Genomic DNA, 17,841 nt, shown 5'->3' on the forward strand with positions numbered 1-17,841 from the left:
TGGGTTGTCCGTCAGCGCGTCAACGCTGGCATTCTGGCAGAGCCGTAGGTCGGACGCGCCACCGGTGCGGTATTTCGGTCGGCTCCCGAAATATCAGGTCGGAGAGCTTCGCGCATGGATTGCCAGCCAGCTTTCCAAGCCACGCGCTTCTTTTGGAAAGGAGGCGGCCTAACATGTCTCTGCTACAGAACAATCATGCCTCCATGCCGCCCTGCGGTGAGGCATTGCGGTATTCGGCAGAAGATTACCGATCGCCCATCCTTCACGTTGCTGACGAAAAATGGCTGAGCCGCAGGGAAGCGGCTGATTTGCTCACGGCGCTGGGGCTGAAGACCTCTCCCGCAACGTTGGCGACTTGGTTCACTCGCCGCTCCGACGGGCCGCCGGTCCAGCACTTTGGACGCTTCGCCAAGTATCAGGCTGGCCCTCTCCGGGAGTGGGCGATGTCTCATCTCTCGAAGCCGCGGCGCTCTTCGTCCGAGTCGAGGGAGGCCGCATGATGAAAAACCGCCCCGCGTTGGCAGTACGCGGAGCGGTTGGAACCGGAAACATGGGCGAGCTGACGGCCCATCTTAATCTGGAACCATCCTCATCCGCAACATTCCCGAGTTCAAGACTGATCCGGTATTACGGCCTTTCTGCTTCTGCGGCACGCACGCTGGCAGAACTGGCCGGCTGGGTGGCGCCGCTATGAGCGCCCCCGTCGTCCGCCTCCCCGTTCGCCGCCGGCTGCATATCGCCCGGCCGCTGACGACCCATGAGACCGTTGCCGGGATTGTGAGCGACCTGGAGGCCTTGCCCCAGCAACCCGACCCGGCCGACGTTCGCGCCATCGCTGACCGGCTGAACACGCTGGCCGACCGGCTGGAGGGAGCCACGGCATGAGCTTCCTCATCCCGATCCGCATCGCCCCTGTCGAGGGAGTCGCGATCGACGCCAGTGGTCCCTCCGAGCGCGTCCGCATCGTCATGCAGGCTTGCGCCGGGGAACCCCTGGAACATCAAAAGCGGCTCGTCACCAGCCTCTATGAGGGCGGCGTCCTGTACGCCGACGAGGCCATCAGCCTCATCGCGCGCCTTGGTCTCAAGGAGGCGTGACGTGGTTGAGGAAATCGACCTGCGCCACATCCCGTATATGCCCTTGGTCATTGACCGACTGCGCCGGTCGAAGGCGTGGCTTCAGTGCAAGCGGCGCCCGGAACTGGCATTCCACATGATGAACCTCTGGATGCACTCCTGGCACGAGGTGCCGGCCGGGAGCATCGAAGCCGACGACGATGTGTTGGCCGATGCCGCCATGTGTTCGCCGGAGCGGTGGGACGAGATCAAGGGTGCCGTGCTCCGCGGATGGGAGCAAGGGGAGGACGGTCGCCTCTACCATCACGTCGTTGTGGAACTTGCCGACGAAGCTGTCGGGAAGATGCGCAGCAGCAGGGCACGCACCAAGAAGGCGCGCGAAGCCCTGGAAGCGAAACGTCGATCCGAACAGTCAAATGAGGGTGACGATGATCGTGGCGGCTCTGTCGCTGTGTCTGTGACAGACGCTGTGACTGAGGCTGTAGCAGGCGGCGAAGGGAAGGGAAGGGAAGGGAAGACTTCCGGTATGGAAGAACCTAACGGTTCTCCCATACCGGGCGCTGACGCGCCGTCGCTGCTGGACGGATTGGGAGCCGGCGACATTCAGCGCCAGCCCAAGGGCGCAACCTCGAACCCCATGCCGGCCGCCAGCACCTCCGACACGTCGGAGAAGCGCCTGTTCGACCGCGGCAAGGAAGTCCTGGGTTCGAGCGCCGGCGGGATGATCGCCAAACTCCGGAAGAAGCTCGACCACGACGACGAGCACGCGCTGCGGACGATCAACCTCGCGGCCGAGAAGCAGAACCCGCGGGAATGGATCGGCCGCCTGCTGGCCGGGGATGCCAGCGCCGAAACCGACGACTACGCGGCGGAGGTCCGCCGTCGCAATCAAGAATGGGGTGTCCTATGAGCGACATCGTCGCGATCAAGCGCGCGCTGGAAAGCCGCGCCCGGGAGGTCGCCGAGCGCCTGCTGCCCAATGGCCGCCTGGAAGGCCGGGAGTGGTGCGCAGGGTCGGTGCAGGGGGAGCCGGGGCATTCGCTCAAGGTCTGCGTCTCCGGCGCCAAGGCCGGTGTCTGGTCCGACTTCGCGGCCGGCGGGGATGACGGCGGAGACCTGATCGACCTGTGGACCGCGGTAAAGGGGCAACAGTTGCCCGAGGCGTTGGCCGAAATCCGGGCTTGGCTGGGCCTGGAGGCCCCTCAGTTCGAACGGCAGGGGAAGACCTACCGCAAGCCGCAGAAGCCATCCTGCGCGAAGCCTGCAGGCGCTGTGAGGGATTACCTGATCGGCCAGCGCCTTCTGACCGAGAGTGCCATTGCCGCGTACCAGATCGGCGAGCAGGGCCGGACCATCGTGTTTCCGTCGCTGGTCGACGGCGACCTGCGCTTCGTCAAGTACCGCAGCATCGACGACAAGAAGGCGATGCGGGTGGAAGCCGACTGCGAGCCGGTGCTGTTCGGCTGGCAGGCGATCGACCGCAACGCCCGTGAGGTGGTGATCGTCGAGGGTGAGATCGACGCCCCCAGCATGTGGGACTATGGCCATCCCGCCCTGTCCGTCCCGTTCGGCGGTGGCAAGGGCGCGAAGCAGCGCTGGATCGAGGCCGAATACGAACGCCTCCTTCGGTTCGAGACGATCTATCTCGCGTTGGACATGGACGAGGAGGGCGACGCCGCCGTCGCCGAGATCGTCGCCCGCCTGGGGCGTCACCGGTGCCGCCGGGTCCGCCTGCCGCTGAAGGACGCCAACGCCTGCCGTCAGGCTGGGATTCCGAAGGCGGTCATCGACCGCTGCTTCGCCGATGCGGCGACCATGGACCCGCCCGAGCTGATGCGTGCGGGGCAGTTCGCCGACGACGTCGTCCAGTTGTTCTGGCCGGCAGGTGGTGAGGAAGCCGGATACCGGCTGCCGTTCGCCAGGATCGCCAACCGCCTGCTGTTCCGCCCGGCTGAGCTGTCGATCTGGACCGGCCCGAGCGGACACGGCAAGTCGCAGGTTCTGTCGCACGCTGCCGTCTCGTGGGGCACCCAAGGGGCCAAGGTCTGCTTGGCCTCGCTGGAGATGATGCCGAAGCAGTGCCTGCGCCGCATGGTCAAGCAGGCCGGCAACGTCGACCGGCCGTCGGAGCCGGAGATCCGCCGCATCGTCGGTTGGATGGACGAGTGGCTGTGGTGCTTCGCGCTCGTCGGAAAGACCAGCGTGGCCAAGCTGCTGGAGGTGTTCGAATATGCCCGCTGCCGGTATGGCTGTGACGTGTTCGTGATCGACAGCCTGATGCGCCTGGGCATCGGTTCCGAGGACTACCAGGGCCAGGAACAGGCCGTCTTCCAACTGGTGAACTGGACGGTCGAGAAGGGGGTCCACACCCACCTCGTCGCCCACTCCCGCAAGGCGGACACCAAGACCGGCGGCGGGGCTCCCGAGACGGAGGACATCAAGGGCGCGTCGGAGATCGGTTCGAACGCCTTCAACATCCTCGGCATCTGGCGCGACCGGAAGACGGAAGACCGCATCAAGGCCCTGGCCGAGAAGGTGGGCGCGGGTGACCGCTCCGCCGGAACCGAACTGCTGGACCTGCAGCAGACGCCCGGCGTCGTCCTGAACGTCGCCAAGCAGCGCAGCGGCGATTGGGAGGGCAAGTGCGGTCTGTGGTTCAACCAGGCGACCTACCAGTACCGGAGCCGGGACGATGCGCTCGGCGGGTTCTGCCACCTGCCGCCCCACGGCACTGACGATCGGAGGGCGGCATGACCGACGCCAGCGCCCCCAATGGCCACGCCCTGTTCCTGATCGCGCTGCTGACCGGCCAGCCGACGCCGGCCGCGTTCCGGGCCGAGTGCCAGCGCATCGTCGTGGCCTACGTCGAGGCAGGCATGGAAGCCGGCTGGTCCCGCGAAGTCGCCGAAGAGTTCGCAGAGGCCGAGATCGAGCGGGTGGCAGAGACGCTGTCTGCCCTCCGGTCCCGGTTCATCCCCACCGCGGGGCGCTGCTGATCATGGCTGCAAACCGCAAGAATCCCACTGCTGACCCGCTGCAAAAGCAGCAGGGCACGGTGCGTGGCCGCCCCTTCGAAAAGGGCAAATCGGGAAACCCGGCTGGCAAGCGGTCTGGCACCAAAGCCCGCGCCACCCTGGCCGCGGAGCAGCTTCTGGACGGTGAGGCCGAGGCCATCACCCGGAAGGCCATCGACCTTGCCCTGGCTGGCGACACCACCGCCCTGCGGCTGGTCATGGACCGCATCGTCGCCCCGCGCAAGGACCGGCCGGTTCGCTTCGCCCTTCCGCCGATGAAGACCGCCGACGATGCCGCCAGCGCCATGGCCGCCGTCGCTGCTGCAGTCGCCGCCGGCGACCTCACCCCCACCGAAGCGACCGCCCTCGCCAACGTCGTCGAAACCTTCCGTCGCACCCTCGAAACAACAGACCTGGCGCGCCGGGTCGCTGAACTGGAGTCCCGTTCGTCATGACCAACGCACTTCACCACCGCATCGCCAAGCTGGAGCGCGCGATCAAGGCGCCCACCGGCGGAACCGCCCCCGATCTGTCCGGCCTTACCGCCGAGGAGATGTTCCGGCTGGATGCCATCGCCGAGCGCTGCCAGCAGCGGCAGCCGCTGACCGACGGGGATCTGGCCTTCGCCGACGCGATGGAGGCGAAGGTGGTCTTCATCGACGGTCCCGTCCTGTCGGCTGACCAGCAGCGCGCCGCCACGCGCGCCTTCTACCGCGCCGATCGGTGAGAGGGGCACCATGGCACCCCTTCGCCATCGCATCGAGCGCCTGGAGCGGCGGCGGCCCAGCAGCGCCAGCGCCACAGCGGAGCCTGCCCGTGGCCTGGTCCGCCACATGGCGATCGAGGACCGGGCCGCGCTGCGCGCCATCCTCCAGCGCTTTGCCCCCGGCCGCACCACCCTGACCACCACCGAGCGGACAGCGATCGACACCATCGAGCGCCGCGCCCGCGAACGAATGGAGAGCGCCCATGCGTGAGATGCAGCGCCGCGTCGCCAAACTGGAAGCTGCCCATCAGCCGGCGACGGGTCCGGCCGGGCCGGCCGTCCTGATCTACCGACCGGGCGAAACCACTGAGGCCGCCGCCGCGCGGCTTGGCATCGCCCTGTCCCGCACAACCACGCTGGTCTGCATTCCCGACAACGGCCGATGAAAGGGCGGTGAGATGAACGCCGAAGATTTCCTGAACGGGGCCGATTCCCCGACCATCGACGACCACATTGCCGAGTCCGCCCAGCGGTTCGGCGTCCCGCCCGATCTGGTCGGCGCGACCATGAGGGCTGAGAGCGCCGCCGACCCGCTGTCCCTGTTGCCGAATGACGCCGTGCTGATCGGCGGGACCGGCGCGGACACGGTCACGAACCCCTTCGCCGGGGCGTCGGCGGAGGATTTCCTCGGCCCTCCTGATGCTTTGGCCTTGCTGCCGCCGGACGCTGTGATCCTGTCAGCGGAGGAGTTCCTGGGTGAAGTCGGCAGGCCAGCGCCGAAGCCAACCGAGAACCCTTCCTTCGCGTCCGTGCGCCGCGGCTTCTCCCGCTTCAAGCAGGGCGCGGCCGGCATCGCTGCCGACGTCGGGCTTCTGACGCCCGAGACGGCGGGGAAGACCATCGCCGAGGAGCAGCGCTACCAGCAGCAGATCGCCGCGCCGAAGGAGACTCAGGACGCCATGCGCCGCATGAGCGAGGCCGGCTCGGTGGCGGACTTCCTGTCTGCGCTCTACGAGCAGCCGGGCGCGCTGCTGACGATCATGGGTGAGTCCCTGGGGCAGGGCGGTCCCGGCATGGCGGTCGGCGCGCTGGGCGCGTTCGGCGGCCCGGTCGGGTTCGGTGCCGCGCAGGGCGTTGCATCGGGCGCCACCGAATACGCCTCGTCCGTCCTGCAATCGCTGGGTGATGCGGGGGTGGATCTCTCGGATCCGATAAGCGTCCAGGCCGGGCTGAGCGATCCGGAGCGCATGGCCGCCGCGCGTGAGTTTGCCCTGAAGCGTGGCGTCCCGGTCGGGCTGTTCGACGGCCTGTCTGCCGGGCTGGCCGGCAAGATCACGCGGCTGGCCGGCGGTCCGCAGTCGGTGCGCGGCGCGTTCGGGCGCGGGTTGAGTGAGATGGGCCTTCAGGCTGGGGCTGGGGCTGCCGGTGAGGCCGGCGCCCAGTTGGCGAGCGAGGGGCGCATCAGCAAGCCCGGCGACGTCGCGCTGGAGGGCGTGGCCGAAATCCCCGGTGGGCTGGTCGAAACCGGCATTGGCGCCAGGGTACGCGGGCGCGAGCGCTTCGAGGCTGCCCCGCAGGCCGTTGAGGAAGCGCCTCCTGCCCGGATTGAGGAGAAGGCGCCGGCCCGTGTCGAGGAGGCGGCGCGACCGGCACCGAAGCCTAAGGCGCCGCCCAAGACCAAGCCTAAATCCTCATCACCCCGTCAGAAGGGCGAAAATGATTTTGCAGACAGCGACTCGCCTAAAGTGCTTAAGGCGCAGGCAGGGGTGAAGTACTGGGGGGACGTAATGGATACCCTGCATTTGCTGCTGAACCCCATCACCGACGGAGACGCCTCGACCAATACGCCAGCACCCCGACGGCTTTCGAGGGCGGAACGTGTTGAATTCGAGCGACGCTGGAGGTTTGCGCGCGAAGCTTACCTGTTGGCACGCGACCGTCTCGATAAAGCGATGGCAGCAACTGGTAAGTCGTCCCAGGACAGGGCGGCGAACACCTATGGCCCTCGTGCTGAAGCCAGTCCAGAGCCGGGCGTTTCTCAGAAGCGCACCAACTATCAGACGCAATCGGCAGGCGCTCAGCTTCAGCCCGGCGACCGCGTTCTTGTCGTCAACAAGAAGACCGGTCAATCCTACGAAGCGACGCTGACCGGCGAGCGCGGGCCGCGGACCCTGGTGACGCGCGACGATGGCAAGAAGCTCCAGCCGCTGACGCGAGCGCACCGGATCGAGAGGGCGGCAGCCTGACCCGTGGTCGGTCGGCGCCAAATTCGTCACCGGTGAGGAATTTGGCTCACTCGTGCAGTGGATAGGCTCCGCTCATCCAAGCAACGGGTTTCGATTGCCGAGGGAAATCGCAGTGTCCGCCCCCCAATTCATCCGGCGTCGGGGCGGTGGTGTTTCGGTCACCGAACGAATTGACAGTGGCCACACCCGCTCTGCCGTCAGCGCCTCCAGTGCGTCGGTTTCGGTCGCCGAGCAAATCCACAGTGGCCACACCTTCTAGCCCATCGGCACGGCCGGCGCAGGGGTTTCGGTCACCGAGCGAATCCACAGTGGCCACACCTCATCCAGGAACAAGGAGTTGATCTGGAACGATCATCCCCTTCGGCTGCACCTGACTTTCGCTCGGCTGCCCGGCCCGCGAGGGGCTAACGCTGGGCTTTGGCGTTGCCGACCGCCTTCGCGGTTCGCTTGGCGCCTTACGACGACCCGAAACGGTCGCCGACGACAGGGTCGCCAGCGCTCGGCGCAGAATGTTGCGCGCCGCGTTGGCGTCCGCGTTGTCCTCGTGTCCGCACCGGACGCAGCGGAACTCGGCCTGGGATCGGCGGTTCTCTGCATCCACATGCCCGCAGGCAGGGCAGGTGCGGCTGGTGTCTCGGGGATCGACGGCCACCACCATGCCGCCGCGCGCCGTGACCTTGTAGGTTAGCAGCAGGCGGAATTGGCCGGGCGAGACGTCGAGAAGGGATCGGTTCAGCCCGGCCTTGGCCTTCACGTTGCAGCCGGGCTGTTCGACCGTGCCGGCCGCCGACGCCGTCATGTTCCGGACCCGCAGGTCTTCGATCGCCACCAAACCGTACCGGCTGGCGAGGTCTGTCGTCACCTGATGCAGTTGGGCCTTCCGGCGGGCGGAGATGCGCCGGGCAATGACGGCCAGCTTCTCGCGGCGCTTTGCCCGCCGTCGCGATCCGCGCCTGCAGCGGGACAGTTCCCGTTGCAGACGGCGGCGACGTTTCTCCAGATGCGGCGGTGTTCGATCCACCGCCAGCGCCTCCCCCTCGCTGGTCATCAGCGGCACCGCCACACCGACGTCAATCCCGACAGCTCCGCCAGGGGCTGGTCGAGGCGTCAGCACGATCTCGGCAGCGACGCAGATGAACCAGCGATCTCCCTCCCTAACGACCGTTGCCGTCTTGGCTTCGCCGCGGATGTGGGCGTGCTTCACCCACTCGATGCGCCCGATCTTCGGCAGCTTCACCGAGTCGCGACCGAACACGACCAGCATGTAGAACGGATGCGTCTCGGATTTCCGATGCTGGAACACCCGGAACTGGAAGCTCTCGTTCTGGTGCTTTCGCCGCGGGGACGGGTAGCGGGCGCGGCCGGCGAAGAAGTTCTGGAATGCCTTGTCGAGGTCGCGCAGCCCCGCCATCAGGATGTCGGCCGGGCAATCGGCCAGACAGTCGAATTCGGCTCGGGCATGCTTCAGGTCCAGGCTCTGCCGATTGGCATTGAAGCGGCAGTCCCGCCGGTGCCAATCGGTTCCCGCTGGCCGGCCGTACCACTGCCGTTGCTGGAGGGCCGCGTTGTAGACGGCCCGCACAGCCCCGCACCAGGACCGCATGCGCGCATCCTGTTCCGCCGTCGGGTAGAGGCGGAACTTGAAGGTGCGCATGACGGTCCGGTTCGGCGAAGCCTCGGCCATGGCTCGTACACTCCAACGAGCGTGGCGTCCGCCTGCGCATTCCTGCGCGGCGCGGGCAACCTCAAGCGGACAGGGTCGCGCTGGAGATGCGAGGTGTCGACCGGCGGGGACGGGGTAACGCTGCTTTCATGCCAGCGTCGGCGCGGCCTTCATTCGATGGGGGGAGGTGCGGGGCGCTTCCTCCTTGGCAGAGCGTTGCCGAGACGCACGATCATGTCGGTGTCACTGTGCCATGCAGCCCTCGACGGCATACGCGCACTGCTCGCCAGCCGTCAGCAGACCACCAGTGCGGCCCAAGTAGTTTATCCGGCTCACCCGCCCGTCGCTCATCACCACGTTGACGGTGCAGTTCCTGGCGCGGGATTTCGTGAAGGCAAAGTTCGAACCGCCGGTCGTCACCGAGTCATACGTTCCTGGCGCCGACACATAGGTCCAGACCTCTGTCCTGCCTTCAGTGGCACGAGACGTCGGCGCTCCCATGCACGACAGGATATTTTCGCGGCTCATGCCGACGAGTTGCGTCTTTGCCGCCTCTGCGGTTTGCGCGCGTTGAACGGAGCAGCCTGAGACAGCCATCACCGCACCGATACCGACAATCAACAGCCCCTTGCGCATTTGCTTCTCCGTGTCGGCGCGCGAGCATCCATTGCACTTCGCAACTCGATCATGCGAACGCACACGTTCAAAGTCGATACCCGGGATCATTGTAGCGCTGCGACAATCTGGCGAAACGAGACAGGGACGCCTGCCACCCGGCATGGTGTCGTGGCGGGCGCGGCTATCGGTGGGCGAGGGCCGGTCGTTCATGCCCGGCCGGGCTTCCGCTTGGTCCGGCCGCTGGCGGCCTCGCCCTCCTTGCGCTGGACGAACAGCCGCCCGGCCTGCATCGCCGCGACCCGGTTGATGTAGCGGCCGCAGTCGAACCGCTGGCCGTCGGACATCAAGGTGAGGGTGAGCTTCTACGGGCCGGCCTGGACAACGATGATCGAGGAGGGGGCGGGTTCTATCCGAAGACCTCCGTATTGGCATTCGGCGGACAAACGCACCCCTCCGCCGTGAACCGTACACCTGCGACTTCGAATGCCTGCTGAAGGGCGGCAATGGTTCGGGACTGCATGCCAGCGCCGCCTTCGAACCGCGTGACTGTAGCAGGCGCGACATCGGCTTTCGCGGCGAGATCCCGGACTCCCCAGCCAACTGCGGCCCGGGCCATCCTGCATTGGACAGGAGTCAAAGCGCACCTCGTTCTATAATTTTAGCACACTGCGCTCTTTTCGGCTTGATGCGCTGCGCTGAACTGAGTACATTGTACTCACAACTCAGCACAACTCAAGCTTCCCGAGGCTCCCATGATCTGCCGAGCCAAGCTGTTCCGCCTCGCATGGTCCACCGCCCGCAGCATGTCGCTGTGCAACAAGACCAGCCCGCGCCGGGAGTTCGCCTATGCCCTGAAGCTCGCCTGGAAGGAAATGAAGAAGCGCGCCGGCATCGAGGCGATGTACGCCCGCCAGACGCCGGAGAAGATGGCCGCCGACCGTGCCGCGCTGCTGGAGACCCAGGCCCGCGCCCAACCGCTTTGGGATGCCCAGGACGCCGCCGCCCGCGCCAAGGCCAACAACGGGCTGAGCCCGCAGCTCAACGCCGCCGCGGCCCGCGCAGAGCGCCGCTTCGGCTGCAAGATGTACGGTGGCGGTTATGGCTCCGTGAAGTACACCGCCTGCCATTGATCGGCCGCCGGCGGAGAGCTGCGCCTTGAGTCGCAAAATTGCACACCGGCACCCCGTTCTTACGCCGCCACGTCCCGCTTAACCTCGCCTGATCCAGGGCGACCAGTTCCCGCCATCCACCCCATCACCGCGCACCGTGCCGTCCGGCGCGAACGCCCCCGCCTTGCCTGGAGGATCCCGCATGAGCCGCCTCGCCCTGTTCGCCACCGCCGCAGCGGTTGCCGCCACCATCGCCGCCGGCGCCGCCTCCTTCGCCAGCCAGCAGCCGGGGCCTGCCCCGGTGCTGCGCATCGCAACCGAGGGCGCCTTCGCGCCGTGGAACGCCACCGCCGCCGACGGCAAGCTGATCGGCTTCGAGATCGACCTCGCCAACGACCTGTGTCGCCGGATGCAGGTCCGGTGCAACGTCATCGCCCAGGATTGGACCGGCATCCTGCCCGGCCTGCAACAGGGCCAGTACGACGCCGTCATGGCCGGTGTGACCGTCACCGCCGAGCGGGCCGAGGCTGTGGACTTTAGCCGCGCCTATGCCGCCGACCCCGCCGTCTTCGCGGTGCGGCCGGGCTCGACGCTGGCCGACTCCATGCCCGACCTGGACCGCGCCGACCTTTCGACGGAAGCCGGCCGGAACATCGCCAGCAGCGCCGCCCGCGCCCTGGACGGGAAGGTGATCGCCGTGCAGGCCTCGACCATCCACGCCCACATGATCGAGACGCTGTTCCCCCGCGTCCGGCTGCGCTTCTACGAGACGGTGGACGCCGCGGCCCTGGACCTTGCCGCCGGCCGCGTCGACGCGATGCTGACCGCCCGGACGTCGGTGGAGGCCCTGCGTGCCGCTGGCGGGCACCTGATCCCGGCCGGCCCTGCCTTCAGTGGCGGCCCGTTGGGCGGAGGCGTGGCTGTTGCCGTAAGGAAGGGCGACCAGTTGTCCGCCCGCTTCACCCAGGCCATCGCCAATGCCGCCGAGGACGGCACCACCGCGCGCCTGTCCGGCCGCTGGTTCGGTGCCGACCTGTCGACCCGCTGACCGCCAAAACGACGAACGCCCGGCCGCGGGAACGGTCGGGCGCCCACCGAAGGCACTGCAGACGCGGTGCCATCCGTTGACCCCCATGGAACCGAAATAAACCATGACGATCAAACCCGAACATACCCCGGCCGAAGCCGAACGCAACACCGCTCCCTTCCGCGCCTCGCTGCTGGCGACGACCACGATTCCCGCGTTGGGGATGACCTTCCGGGAAGCCGCCGACCAGACGCGTGCGCTGCTGGAGACGTTCGCCGCCATCCCGGAGGAGGATAAGGCCGCCCAGGAAGCCCGCGGGAAGGCATGGGAACAACTGCACGATGCCATCTTGGCCACCCCCGCCCAGACCTTCGGCGATCTCTTCGCCAAGGTGGAGCGGATGGGATGCGGCGACATCGGCATGGAGTTCTTTGACCTGGAGCAGGCGGAGAAGGAGGGGCTCGCACGCGACGTGCAAAGCCTCCTCCCCCAGATCATCGCCGCCGCCAGCGCCGACGCCGAGATCTTCGCCGCCTTCGAGCGGTGGAAGCGGTCCGTCACGGAGTTGGTCCGGCGCCCGGCCGACATCGACGACGACACCTTTGCCGGACTGTGCAAGGAGGTGGACGCGGTCGCCCTCAAGGTCATCGCGCCCGCGCCCGTGACCATGGAGGGGCTGGCGGCCCAGATTTACACCATGCTCCACCTGGAGCACTCAGGCACGATGGAGGACCCGACGGACATCGCGTTCTGCCCGCCCTTCGACTCCGACAATCCGCACACCCTGGCAATCCACACCATCGTCAACCGGGTGAAGCTGCTGGGCAAGGCCCGCGTCGTCGGGCCGGCGCCCAGCACAGAACTGCGGAAGGCGTGGGACGAGCTGGTCGCTCTCGACGCCGAGGTGACGACGCTCCCCGGGGAGGCGCTGGACAATGGCGAGTATGACGCCATCGCCGAGCGCTCGCGCGACGCCGCCCGCCGGGTTCTGGCCGCGCCGGCGCACACCGTCGGGGATCTGGAGATCCTGGCCAAGCTCGCCCTGCGCTCCCTGATCTTCCACTTCGGCGTCGATGAGGCCCAGGTGCGGGCGTGGCTCACCGATGGCGACCTGCCGGGCGACGACGAGCGGGACTCCCTTGCCGCCCTGTGGCGTGTGGCGAAGGGGCTGCGGAACCTGACCAAGGCCGCCCCCCACATCCACCTTGCGGGGGCCAACGACCAGCGCCAGGACGTCGACGTCTTCGCCGACACGATCGCCGCCTTCGAGGCCGAGGCGCCCGCCACGCTGGCCCTGCCGCAGGAGCCGACCGGCCGCATGGTCGACGCCGGCGCCAGCGCCGCCGGCATCACCCCGGCGCAGTTCCAGGCAGCCTACGCCGCCGCGGTGGAGGCCCTGAAGCTGGAGCGCGCCGCATGACCATCGTTGCTTTCCCCACCCAGGAGCGGGGCGCCCAGCGCCCCGCCGTCCGGCCGGAGACCACCATCGCCCGGCTGACGCTGAGCGAGGCGACGGACTGGCAACGCGCCATCATCGCGGAATGCCGGCGACAGCGCGTGCTGACGCCCTCCCTGCCCACCTTCCTGAAACGGGCAGGGCTCATAGACCGCTGTACCTTCCTGTCCAGCACCGGGCCGGCCGACCCGCTGTGCTTCCGGCATCTGGGGGTTCCGACCCTGTCGGTTCTGGGGCGCGCCTGGGGCCGGGCCGTCATCAACCAGCCCGACGAAGCGGATCCCCATGTCGAGTTCGCCCACAGCATCGGCGCCCAATATGCCGAGAGCATCGGCGCCGGTGAGGCGGTCTTCAACCGGGTGACCGTCTCGGGCGTCGGCCGGCCCTTCGTCTACACCCACGCCCTTTATGGATGGGAGGACCGAGGCCGCCGCGCCGTGCTGTCCGCCGTCGACGTCCAGACGCTGCATTGACCAGACCGGGCGAAGGGTCCTCGTTTCCAGGGTATCCTTCCTGGCCGCGTCCTGCAGGTCGAGCAGCACCGCCGGCCGGTTCCAGCGCATGAAGTGGAGCGGCAGCCGCCCGACGCCCGCCTGCTGGTAGAGCACCGCGGGCAGGGGCTCCAGCAGCGCCCGGCCGGCGCAGCGGCGCGCCCATACCGGCACCGTCTCCGGATCGACCAGCCCGACCACCCACCGCGGCGACCAGCGGTCCAGCGCCACCAGACGCGCCACGGCGCCCAGCAGGTGGAACAACCCGCGTCCGCGCCAGTCCGGCCGGTTCCAGCCGGCGACGATCCAGGCCACCGCCCCGCGCGTCTCATGCGCCGCCGGCGAGGCGCAAAACCCGAACTCTTCCGACGGAGCAGCACCAGGATCATGGAACGCCGTCAGGGCCCCGACCCGGGCACCGAAGCTGACCGCCGAGCAGTCGAGCAGCACCACGCCGTGGGTGGCGACGAACTCGCCCTGGGCATCGACCGCGGCCACCCAGAAGGACGGCGCCGCCGCCGGCCGGGGGAGGAGCGGGAACCAGTCGCCGCGGTGCCGGGCGTTCAGCCGCTCCAGCGCCTCCCAGTCCTCGACCAGCACCAGCGTGATGCCGATCGCCAGCCCGGCCGCGCACAGGACATCGCGCGCAGCGCACAGCACCGGCCCGTGCGGACTTCCTTGCAGGGGCATCGTCTCCACCAACCACCGTTCGGCCATGCCTGTCCCTCGCTCCCGAAGCGTTCGAATGCGAGGGATCTCCACCACAGCCGTTGCCGCTCCGTCCCACGGTCCCATGATGGGAGGCGGTTCCCATGACCGCCAGCGCCGCATGGCGCCGGTGGCGCGCGGTGCGGATCGAGTTGGCGGAGCTGCTGGCCGAGCAGGAGCGACAACACCGCAAACAGGTCGCCCCGGTGGTGCTGGTCGGACGACGGCGTTACAGCGAGGCCGCCCAGTTGCACGCGATTCCGGCACCGGGCTGGACCGCGATCAGCGACGAGGCCGCCCGGCGGTTCCGGATGATGGTCGCCACCAAGGCCGCGCGTCTCAGCAGCGCCAGGTCGGCACCGGGAGCGCCCAGCGCCTCGGCGTGGCGTGTCCGCCGGCTGGAGTTGGAGGCGCGGCGCCTCGCCGCCGAGATCCAGACCCGGCCCGTCGCTGGCACCGCCGACATCCTGGTGCGACTCGACGTCATCGCCGCCATGTGGGGGCCGGACGGTACGATCACCGAGCCTGGGGCGCCTCTTGTCGAGGTGCTGGCGCTGCTGGACGAGATCGCCCGAGGCGCACCATCATTCCAGCCAACGTGGGGGCGCTGCCGGCAGGTTATCCTCGTATCCACCCAGTTTGGCGAGGAGATTGGCAACTAAGCTCAGCCTCAGCAAGAAGGTTGGGTTCGCAATGACATGCTACCCTCCCATTCCAACCGCCAGTCCAGCAAAGCGGGCCAAGTGGTAACCCATTGTGGTAGAAATACCACTTAATCCCTATTGTTGTTAAGCTTTTACCTATCATATTGACAGCCAATTCGCCTATCAATATGGTAGTCGCCGCATCGGATGGCCGTTGGGCGAGGGATCATGGCAGGCGAGGTCAGCAAGAAGAATGTGCTCGAGTTTCGCCTCACGCCGAAGAAAGCAGAACAGCAGATCAAGCAGCTTGCCGGGGCCTCTGAAAACGTGATCCTAGGGTATCACACCGGGGAGCGACAGGATGAACGAGATATCTTCGATGAAGATGTGTTTAGGATACTCCGCACGGGTGTTGTTATGGAGCAACCAACGAAAACGGCGCGCGGAGAGTGGAAGTGTAAGATGGTAAAACGGCTGCGTGGCAATAGAGATGCGGGCGCCGTGACCATTATTATGCTGAACGGTAAACTGTTTGTGAAGACTGTAGAGTGGGAGGATCTGAAATGACCGAGCAACACTTCTGCCTTGTTGGCGAAGAGGTCAAAGAACCTTACCATTATACCGGCTGCGGTCTTGATGGAATTTATTTGGTCAATGGATATGATGTCCTTGAGACCGAATATGGGCAAGGAGTTAGTATCAAGAATGTTGATGGACTTCTTGATGCTATTGCCGATTACCTTGTCCAGTCAAAAAAGGATCTGGCCGGCAAAGAGATACGGTTCCTGCGGACGAGAATGGATATCACTCAATCCGAACTTGGCCGCTTGCTTGGTATGAGCACTCAACAAGTAGCCCGGTGGGAAAAAGATAAGAGTGAGATTCCAGGCCCTGCTGACCGTCTTCTGAGGCTCTTGTATGCTGAGCATTCTGGTAAAGGCATCAATATCCGCGCCGTCCTTCAAATTCTTGATGAGTTTGACTCATCAAGAGCTAACCGCGCGATGTTTGAGCCTGATGAGTCAGGAGAGCATTGGCGACGTGCAGCAGCATAATGAGATCGCGCATGCGGTTTCATGATCATTGCTGAATGGTCTGCTAATGATAGCCATGCTGCCATGGTAACGGTGAAGGCGGCTAAGTGGTCTCCACAGGTTACAACGTCAGGGTATCCTCCGCCGTAGTGTGCGCGGCGGAGGTGTTGTTGATCTGCGGCTGAAGCACTTGTGTTTCTGCGGCTATTTCTTGCGAGCTGGTAGAGGCGCCACGTTGCTGTTCTCACCGCTATTGTTCTTCCTGGAGTTCATGGCCGCCGTGATGCGGTTTTCCACCTTGTCCGACAGGGTCCGCAGCGGATCCGCGTCCCGGTTGACGTAACGGCCGGTCATCGCCAGCGTCTTGTGCCCCAGCTTGTCGCGCACCAGGAAGGCGTTGGCCCCGGTCTGGCCGGCGTAGGTTCCGACCGTATGGCGGAGGTCATGGAGGCGCACGTCGTCCAGCTTTGCCTTCTCCCGGATACGGCGCCAAGCGTTCTCCATCGTGTTTCTCGACAACGGCTCTTTCGGGTCCCGGCCGAACAGCACCCACTCTCCGCCGGCCCGCGGTAGCTCGTTCAGGAAGGCGATGGTCTGGGCGCCGATGGGATGGACTCGGGCGCCAGCCTTCCCCTTCTCCTCCGGGATGATGAGCGCGCCGGCGGTGAGGTCGACTTCGTCCCAGCGCAGGCCCACCACTTCGCCCAGGCGACAGCCCGTCAGTAGCAGCAACCGGATGCCGTTGATGACGCCCGGCAACTCCGTCGGCTCACGCTCCGACAGAACGGCGCCCAAGGTGGCGAGTTCGCCTTCGGATAGGAAGCGCTCCCGCTTCGCCTCCTTGTACCGCTCAATCTTCCGGCAGGGGTTCGATTCGTCCGGGCGAAAGCCCCAGACCTCGGCGAGGTGGAACATCTTCGACATCACGGCCAGCGTCTGATTGGCCTGCCGGGGAGTCGCCCGCATGTCGTGGTGCAGCTTCGAGATGTCGGCGCGGGTGACCGCCGAGACGGCAAGGTCCCCCAGGGCGGGTTTTACATGCTTGTCGACCAGCCGGCGGAATCCCTTTGCCGTGCTGGTCCGGTTCTTCACGTCGACATGCTCTTCGAGGTAGCGCTTGCACAGGTCGCGCACCGTGTAGGCTTGGGCGCGTTGCGCCTTCTCCTCCGCCGCCGGGTCGATGCCGTTCGACACCTTCGCCAGCAGCTTCTCGGCCCTGTCGCGCGCGGTGTCCGGGGTGAACGGTCCGTGCTTCCCGACGGTGTATCGCTTGGTCGTCGAGCCGCGCCCGCCGAGGCGGTACTGGATGAGATACACCTTGCTACCGGACGGCGTGACCTTCAGGCCGAAGCCCTTCAGCCCGGTGTCCCAGACGAAGAGATCCCGCTCACCCGGACCCAAGCTGTCGACGAGCCGCTTCGTGATCTTGGCCTGCATGTCGTCCGCCGCCTCTGCGCATCAGCAATCACCCAGCAATCACCGGGGATCAAGCGGAGGCATCCTAGCGCAAACACGACCAAACGAGGAAGGCAGGATAACGGCGGAATTTCAGCATGTTCGCAACGCATAGCAAACTTGCTCAATTCGCTGCAAAGTCAGAGGCGTGAGACTTAAAATCCCTCACCCTCAGGTATGCGGGTTCGAGTCCCGCCGCCCGCACCATCCGATCCTTCCGGCGCTTACCCGGTTTTGCCGTCCTTCGCCCGGGCATCCTTGAACTGGTCGAAGGCTTCGACCGCCTGGGCGGCGTACATCACCGACGGGCCGGCGCCCATATAGACCGCCATTCCCATCGTCTCCATCACCTCGTCGCGGGTGGCGCCCTGCTTCATCGCCGCTTCGGCGTGGAAGGCGACGCAGCCGTCGCAGCGGATCGCCACGGCGATGGCCAGCGCGATCAGCTCCTTGGTCTTGGTGTCGAGCGCGTTCGCCTTCAACGCCGCCTGCGCCATTCCGGAGAAGGCTTTCATGACGTCGGGCGCGCCGCCGCGCAGTTCGCGGATGGCGCCGGACAGCTCGCCGGCCATCTGCGGCCAGTTCTTGTGCATG

General features: G+C 66.6%; 23 protein-coding genes. 17 read left to right on the forward strand and 6 right to left on the reverse strand.

Annotated features, from left to right (window positions below; translation table 11 throughout):
• Window positions 1–550 precede the first annotated feature (550 nt).
• From TSO352_RS33115 to TSO352_RS03535, 11 genes are read left to right on the forward strand one after another with little or no spacing between them, the layout of a single operon-like run.
• A complete protein-coding gene (locus TSO352_RS33115) occupies window positions 551–694 on the forward strand; it encodes a hypothetical protein (RefSeq protein ID WP_158284514.1) in 144 nt (47 codons plus the stop codon).
• Window positions 691–885, forward strand: a complete 195-nt coding sequence (locus TSO352_RS03500; RefSeq protein WP_109105974.1) for a hypothetical protein — start codon at window positions 691–693, stop codon at window positions 883–885. The genes TSO352_RS33115 and TSO352_RS03500 overlap by 4 nt, the downstream gene beginning before the upstream one ends.
• Window positions 882–1,097, forward strand: a complete 216-nt coding sequence (locus TSO352_RS03505) for a hypothetical protein (protein ID WP_109105975.1) — start codon at window positions 882–884, stop codon at window positions 1,095–1,097. The genes TSO352_RS03500 and TSO352_RS03505 overlap by 4 nt, the downstream gene beginning before the upstream one ends.
• 1 nt (window position 1,098) lies before the next feature.
• Entirely contained in the window at window positions 1,099–1,986 is an 888-nt protein-coding gene (locus tag TSO352_RS03510; RefSeq protein WP_158284515.1) for a DUF1376 domain-containing protein, read from the forward strand.
• A complete protein-coding gene (locus TSO352_RS03515; protein WP_109105977.1) occupies window positions 1,983–3,830 on the forward strand; it encodes an AAA family ATPase in 1,848 nt (615 codons plus the stop codon). Before TSO352_RS03510 ends, TSO352_RS03515 begins: the two co-directional genes overlap by 4 nt.
• Complete coding sequence (locus tag TSO352_RS03520; protein ID WP_109105978.1) at window positions 3,827–4,072, forward strand: hypothetical protein; 246 nt, start codon at window positions 3,827–3,829, stop codon at window positions 4,070–4,072. Before TSO352_RS03515 ends, TSO352_RS03520 begins: the two co-directional genes overlap by 4 nt.
• 2 nt (window positions 4,073–4,074) lie before the next feature.
• Entirely contained in the window at window positions 4,075–4,545 is a 471-nt protein-coding gene (locus TSO352_RS03525) for a DUF5681 domain-containing protein (RefSeq protein ID WP_109105979.1), read from the forward strand.
• Window positions 4,542–4,817: a hypothetical protein gene (locus tag TSO352_RS03530; RefSeq protein ID WP_109105980.1), complete on the forward strand. Its 276-nt coding sequence runs from the start codon at window positions 4,542–4,544 to the stop codon at window positions 4,815–4,817. The genes TSO352_RS03525 and TSO352_RS03530 overlap by 4 nt, the downstream gene beginning before the upstream one ends.
• Before the next feature lie 10 nt (window positions 4,818–4,827).
• Window positions 4,828–5,067: a hypothetical protein gene (locus TSO352_RS32870; protein ID WP_146210702.1), complete on the forward strand. Its 240-nt coding sequence runs from the start codon at window positions 4,828–4,830 to the stop codon at window positions 5,065–5,067.
• Window positions 5,060–5,242 (forward strand): hypothetical protein, encoded by a 183-nt coding sequence (locus TSO352_RS32875; protein ID WP_146210703.1) that lies wholly within the window; start codon window positions 5,060–5,062, stop codon window positions 5,240–5,242. Before TSO352_RS32870 ends, TSO352_RS32875 begins: the two co-directional genes overlap by 8 nt.
• 12 nt (window positions 5,243–5,254) lie before the next feature.
• A complete protein-coding gene (locus tag TSO352_RS03535; RefSeq protein ID WP_109105981.1) occupies window positions 5,255–7,042 on the forward strand; it encodes a hypothetical protein in 1,788 nt (595 codons plus the stop codon).
• Between the two features lie 319 nt (window positions 7,043–7,361).
• On the opposite strand, the gene TSO352_RS03540 is transcribed toward TSO352_RS03535, so the two are convergent.
• The 3 genes from TSO352_RS03540 to TSO352_RS33120 form a co-directional block, all read right to left on the reverse strand.
• Window positions 7,362–8,726, reverse strand: coding sequence for an RNA-guided endonuclease TnpB family protein (locus tag TSO352_RS03540; RefSeq protein WP_109105982.1), 1,365 nt, complete (start codon window positions 8,724–8,726; stop codon window positions 7,362–7,364).
• Between the two features lie 222 nt (window positions 8,727–8,948).
• Window positions 8,949–9,341, reverse strand: coding sequence for a hypothetical protein (locus tag TSO352_RS03545; RefSeq protein WP_109105983.1), 393 nt, complete (start codon window positions 9,339–9,341; stop codon window positions 8,949–8,951).
• A gap of 188 nt (window positions 9,342–9,529) precedes the next feature.
• The gene (locus TSO352_RS33120) at window positions 9,530–9,667 is read right to left on the reverse strand and encodes a hypothetical protein (RefSeq protein ID WP_158284516.1); all 138 of its coding nucleotides are present in this window, start codon (window positions 9,665–9,667) and stop codon (window positions 9,530–9,532) included.
• 408 nt (window positions 9,668–10,075) lie between these two features.
• Here TSO352_RS33120 and TSO352_RS03555 point away from each other — a divergent pair, with 408 nt between their 5' ends.
• The 3 genes from TSO352_RS03555 (at window position 10,076) to TSO352_RS03565 (ending at window position 12,879) form a co-directional block, all read left to right on the forward strand.
• A complete protein-coding gene (locus TSO352_RS03555; protein ID WP_109105985.1) occupies window positions 10,076–10,453 on the forward strand; it encodes a hypothetical protein in 378 nt (125 codons plus the stop codon).
• 181 nt (window positions 10,454–10,634) lie between these two features.
• Window positions 10,635–11,480: a transporter substrate-binding domain-containing protein gene (locus TSO352_RS03560; RefSeq protein ID WP_109105986.1), complete on the forward strand. Its 846-nt coding sequence runs from the start codon at window positions 10,635–10,637 to the stop codon at window positions 11,478–11,480.
• A gap of 103 nt (window positions 11,481–11,583) precedes the next feature.
• A complete protein-coding gene (locus tag TSO352_RS03565) occupies window positions 11,584–12,879 on the forward strand; it encodes a hypothetical protein (RefSeq protein ID WP_109105987.1) in 1,296 nt (431 codons plus the stop codon).
• Here TSO352_RS03565 and TSO352_RS03570 read toward each other — a convergent pair.
• Window positions 12,834–14,123, reverse strand: coding sequence for a hypothetical protein (locus TSO352_RS03570; RefSeq protein WP_109105988.1), 1,290 nt, complete (start codon window positions 14,121–14,123; stop codon window positions 12,834–12,836). The two genes, TSO352_RS03565 and TSO352_RS03570, sit on opposite strands and share 46 nt — an antisense overlap.
• Window positions 14,124–14,218: 95 nt before the next feature.
• Here TSO352_RS03570 and TSO352_RS03575 point away from each other — a divergent pair, with 95 nt between their 5' ends.
• From TSO352_RS03575 to TSO352_RS03585, 3 genes are all read left to right on the forward strand, one after another.
• Entirely contained in the window at window positions 14,219–14,776 is a 558-nt protein-coding gene (locus TSO352_RS03575) for a hypothetical protein (protein WP_109105989.1), read from the forward strand.
• A 210-nt stretch (window positions 14,777–14,986) separates the two neighbouring features.
• Window positions 14,987–15,325 carry a hypothetical protein gene (locus TSO352_RS03580; protein ID WP_109105990.1) on the forward strand — a complete coding sequence of 113 codons (339 nt, stop codon included), beginning with the start codon at window positions 14,987–14,989 and terminating at the stop codon, window positions 15,323–15,325.
• Complete coding sequence (locus tag TSO352_RS03585) at window positions 15,322–15,813, forward strand: helix-turn-helix domain-containing protein (protein WP_109105991.1); 492 nt, start codon at window positions 15,322–15,324, stop codon at window positions 15,811–15,813. Before TSO352_RS03580 ends, TSO352_RS03585 begins: the two co-directional genes overlap by 4 nt.
• A 183-nt stretch (window positions 15,814–15,996) precedes the next feature.
• Here the strand turns inward: TSO352_RS03585 and TSO352_RS03590 are convergent, their stop codons facing one another.
• Window positions 15,997–17,229, reverse strand: a complete 1,233-nt coding sequence (locus tag TSO352_RS03590; protein ID WP_109105992.1) for a site-specific integrase — start codon at window positions 17,227–17,229, stop codon at window positions 15,997–15,999.
• A gap of 242 nt (window positions 17,230–17,471) precedes the next feature.
• The gene (locus TSO352_RS03595) at window positions 17,472–17,840 is read right to left on the reverse strand and encodes a carboxymuconolactone decarboxylase family protein (protein ID WP_109105993.1); all 369 of its coding nucleotides are present in this window, start codon (window positions 17,838–17,840) and stop codon (window positions 17,472–17,474) included.
• Window position 17,841 lies beyond the last annotated feature (1 nt).

Source organism: Azospirillum sp. TSO35-2 (assembly GCF_003116095.1).
Classification (GTDB): Bacteria; Pseudomonadota; Alphaproteobacteria; order Azospirillales; family Azospirillaceae; genus Azospirillum.

What these genes read in the sequence shown, in the direction of transcription:
- TSO352_RS03540 (WP_109105982.1), bottom strand. Translation starts at nt 8,726, where the DNA reads ATGGCCGAGGCTTCGCCGAACCGGACCGTCATGCGCACCTTCAAGTTC.
- TSO352_RS03560 (WP_109105986.1), top strand. Translation starts at nt 10,635, where the DNA reads ATGAGCCGCCTCGCCCTGTTCGCCACCGCCGCAGCGGTTGCCGCCACC.
- TSO352_RS03575 (WP_109105989.1), top strand. Translation starts at nt 14,219, where the DNA reads ATGACCGCCAGCGCCGCATGGCGCCGGTGGCGCGCGGTGCGGATCGAG.
- TSO352_RS03520 (WP_109105978.1), top strand. Translation starts at nt 3,827, where the DNA reads ATGACCGACGCCAGCGCCCCCAATGGCCACGCCCTGTTCCTGATCGCG.
- TSO352_RS03555 (WP_109105985.1), top strand. Translation starts at nt 10,076, where the DNA reads ATGATCTGCCGAGCCAAGCTGTTCCGCCTCGCATGGTCCACCGCCCGC.
- TSO352_RS03595 (WP_109105993.1), bottom strand. Translation starts at nt 17,840, where the DNA reads ATGCACAAGAACTGGCCGCAGATGGCCGGCGAGCTGTCCGGCGCCATC.
- TSO352_RS32875 (WP_146210703.1), top strand. Translation starts at nt 5,060, where the DNA reads ATGCGTGAGATGCAGCGCCGCGTCGCCAAACTGGAAGCTGCCCATCAG.
- TSO352_RS33115 (WP_158284514.1), top strand. Translation starts at nt 551, where the DNA reads ATGGGCGAGCTGACGGCCCATCTTAATCTGGAACCATCCTCATCCGCA.
- TSO352_RS03565 (WP_109105987.1), top strand. Translation starts at nt 11,584, where the DNA reads ATGACGATCAAACCCGAACATACCCCGGCCGAAGCCGAACGCAACACC.
- TSO352_RS33120 (WP_158284516.1), bottom strand. Translation starts at nt 9,667, where the DNA reads ATGTCCGACGGCCAGCGGTTCGACTGCGGCCGCTACATCAACCGGGTC.
- TSO352_RS03525 (WP_109105979.1), top strand. Translation starts at nt 4,075, where the DNA reads ATGGCTGCAAACCGCAAGAATCCCACTGCTGACCCGCTGCAAAAGCAG.
- TSO352_RS03515 (WP_109105977.1), top strand. Translation starts at nt 1,983, where the DNA reads ATGAGCGACATCGTCGCGATCAAGCGCGCGCTGGAAAGCCGCGCCCGG.
- TSO352_RS03585 (WP_109105991.1), top strand. Translation starts at nt 15,322, where the DNA reads ATGACCGAGCAACACTTCTGCCTTGTTGGCGAAGAGGTCAAAGAACCT.
- TSO352_RS03580 (WP_109105990.1), top strand. Translation starts at nt 14,987, where the DNA reads ATGGCAGGCGAGGTCAGCAAGAAGAATGTGCTCGAGTTTCGCCTCACG.
- TSO352_RS32870 (WP_146210702.1), top strand. Translation starts at nt 4,828, where the DNA reads ATGGCACCCCTTCGCCATCGCATCGAGCGCCTGGAGCGGCGGCGGCCC.
- TSO352_RS03500 (WP_109105974.1), top strand. Translation starts at nt 691, where the DNA reads ATGAGCGCCCCCGTCGTCCGCCTCCCCGTTCGCCGCCGGCTGCATATC.
- TSO352_RS03535 (WP_109105981.1), top strand. Translation starts at nt 5,255, where the DNA reads ATGAACGCCGAAGATTTCCTGAACGGGGCCGATTCCCCGACCATCGAC.
- TSO352_RS03545 (WP_109105983.1), bottom strand. Translation starts at nt 9,341, where the DNA reads ATGCGCAAGGGGCTGTTGATTGTCGGTATCGGTGCGGTGATGGCTGTC.
- TSO352_RS03570 (WP_109105988.1), bottom strand. Translation starts at nt 14,123, where the DNA reads ATGGCCGAACGGTGGTTGGTGGAGACGATGCCCCTGCAAGGAAGTCCG.
- TSO352_RS03530 (WP_109105980.1), top strand. Translation starts at nt 4,542, where the DNA reads ATGACCAACGCACTTCACCACCGCATCGCCAAGCTGGAGCGCGCGATC.
- TSO352_RS03590 (WP_109105992.1), bottom strand. Translation starts at nt 17,229, where the DNA reads ATGCAGGCCAAGATCACGAAGCGGCTCGTCGACAGCTTGGGTCCGGGT.
- TSO352_RS03505 (WP_109105975.1), top strand. Translation starts at nt 882, where the DNA reads ATGAGCTTCCTCATCCCGATCCGCATCGCCCCTGTCGAGGGAGTCGCG.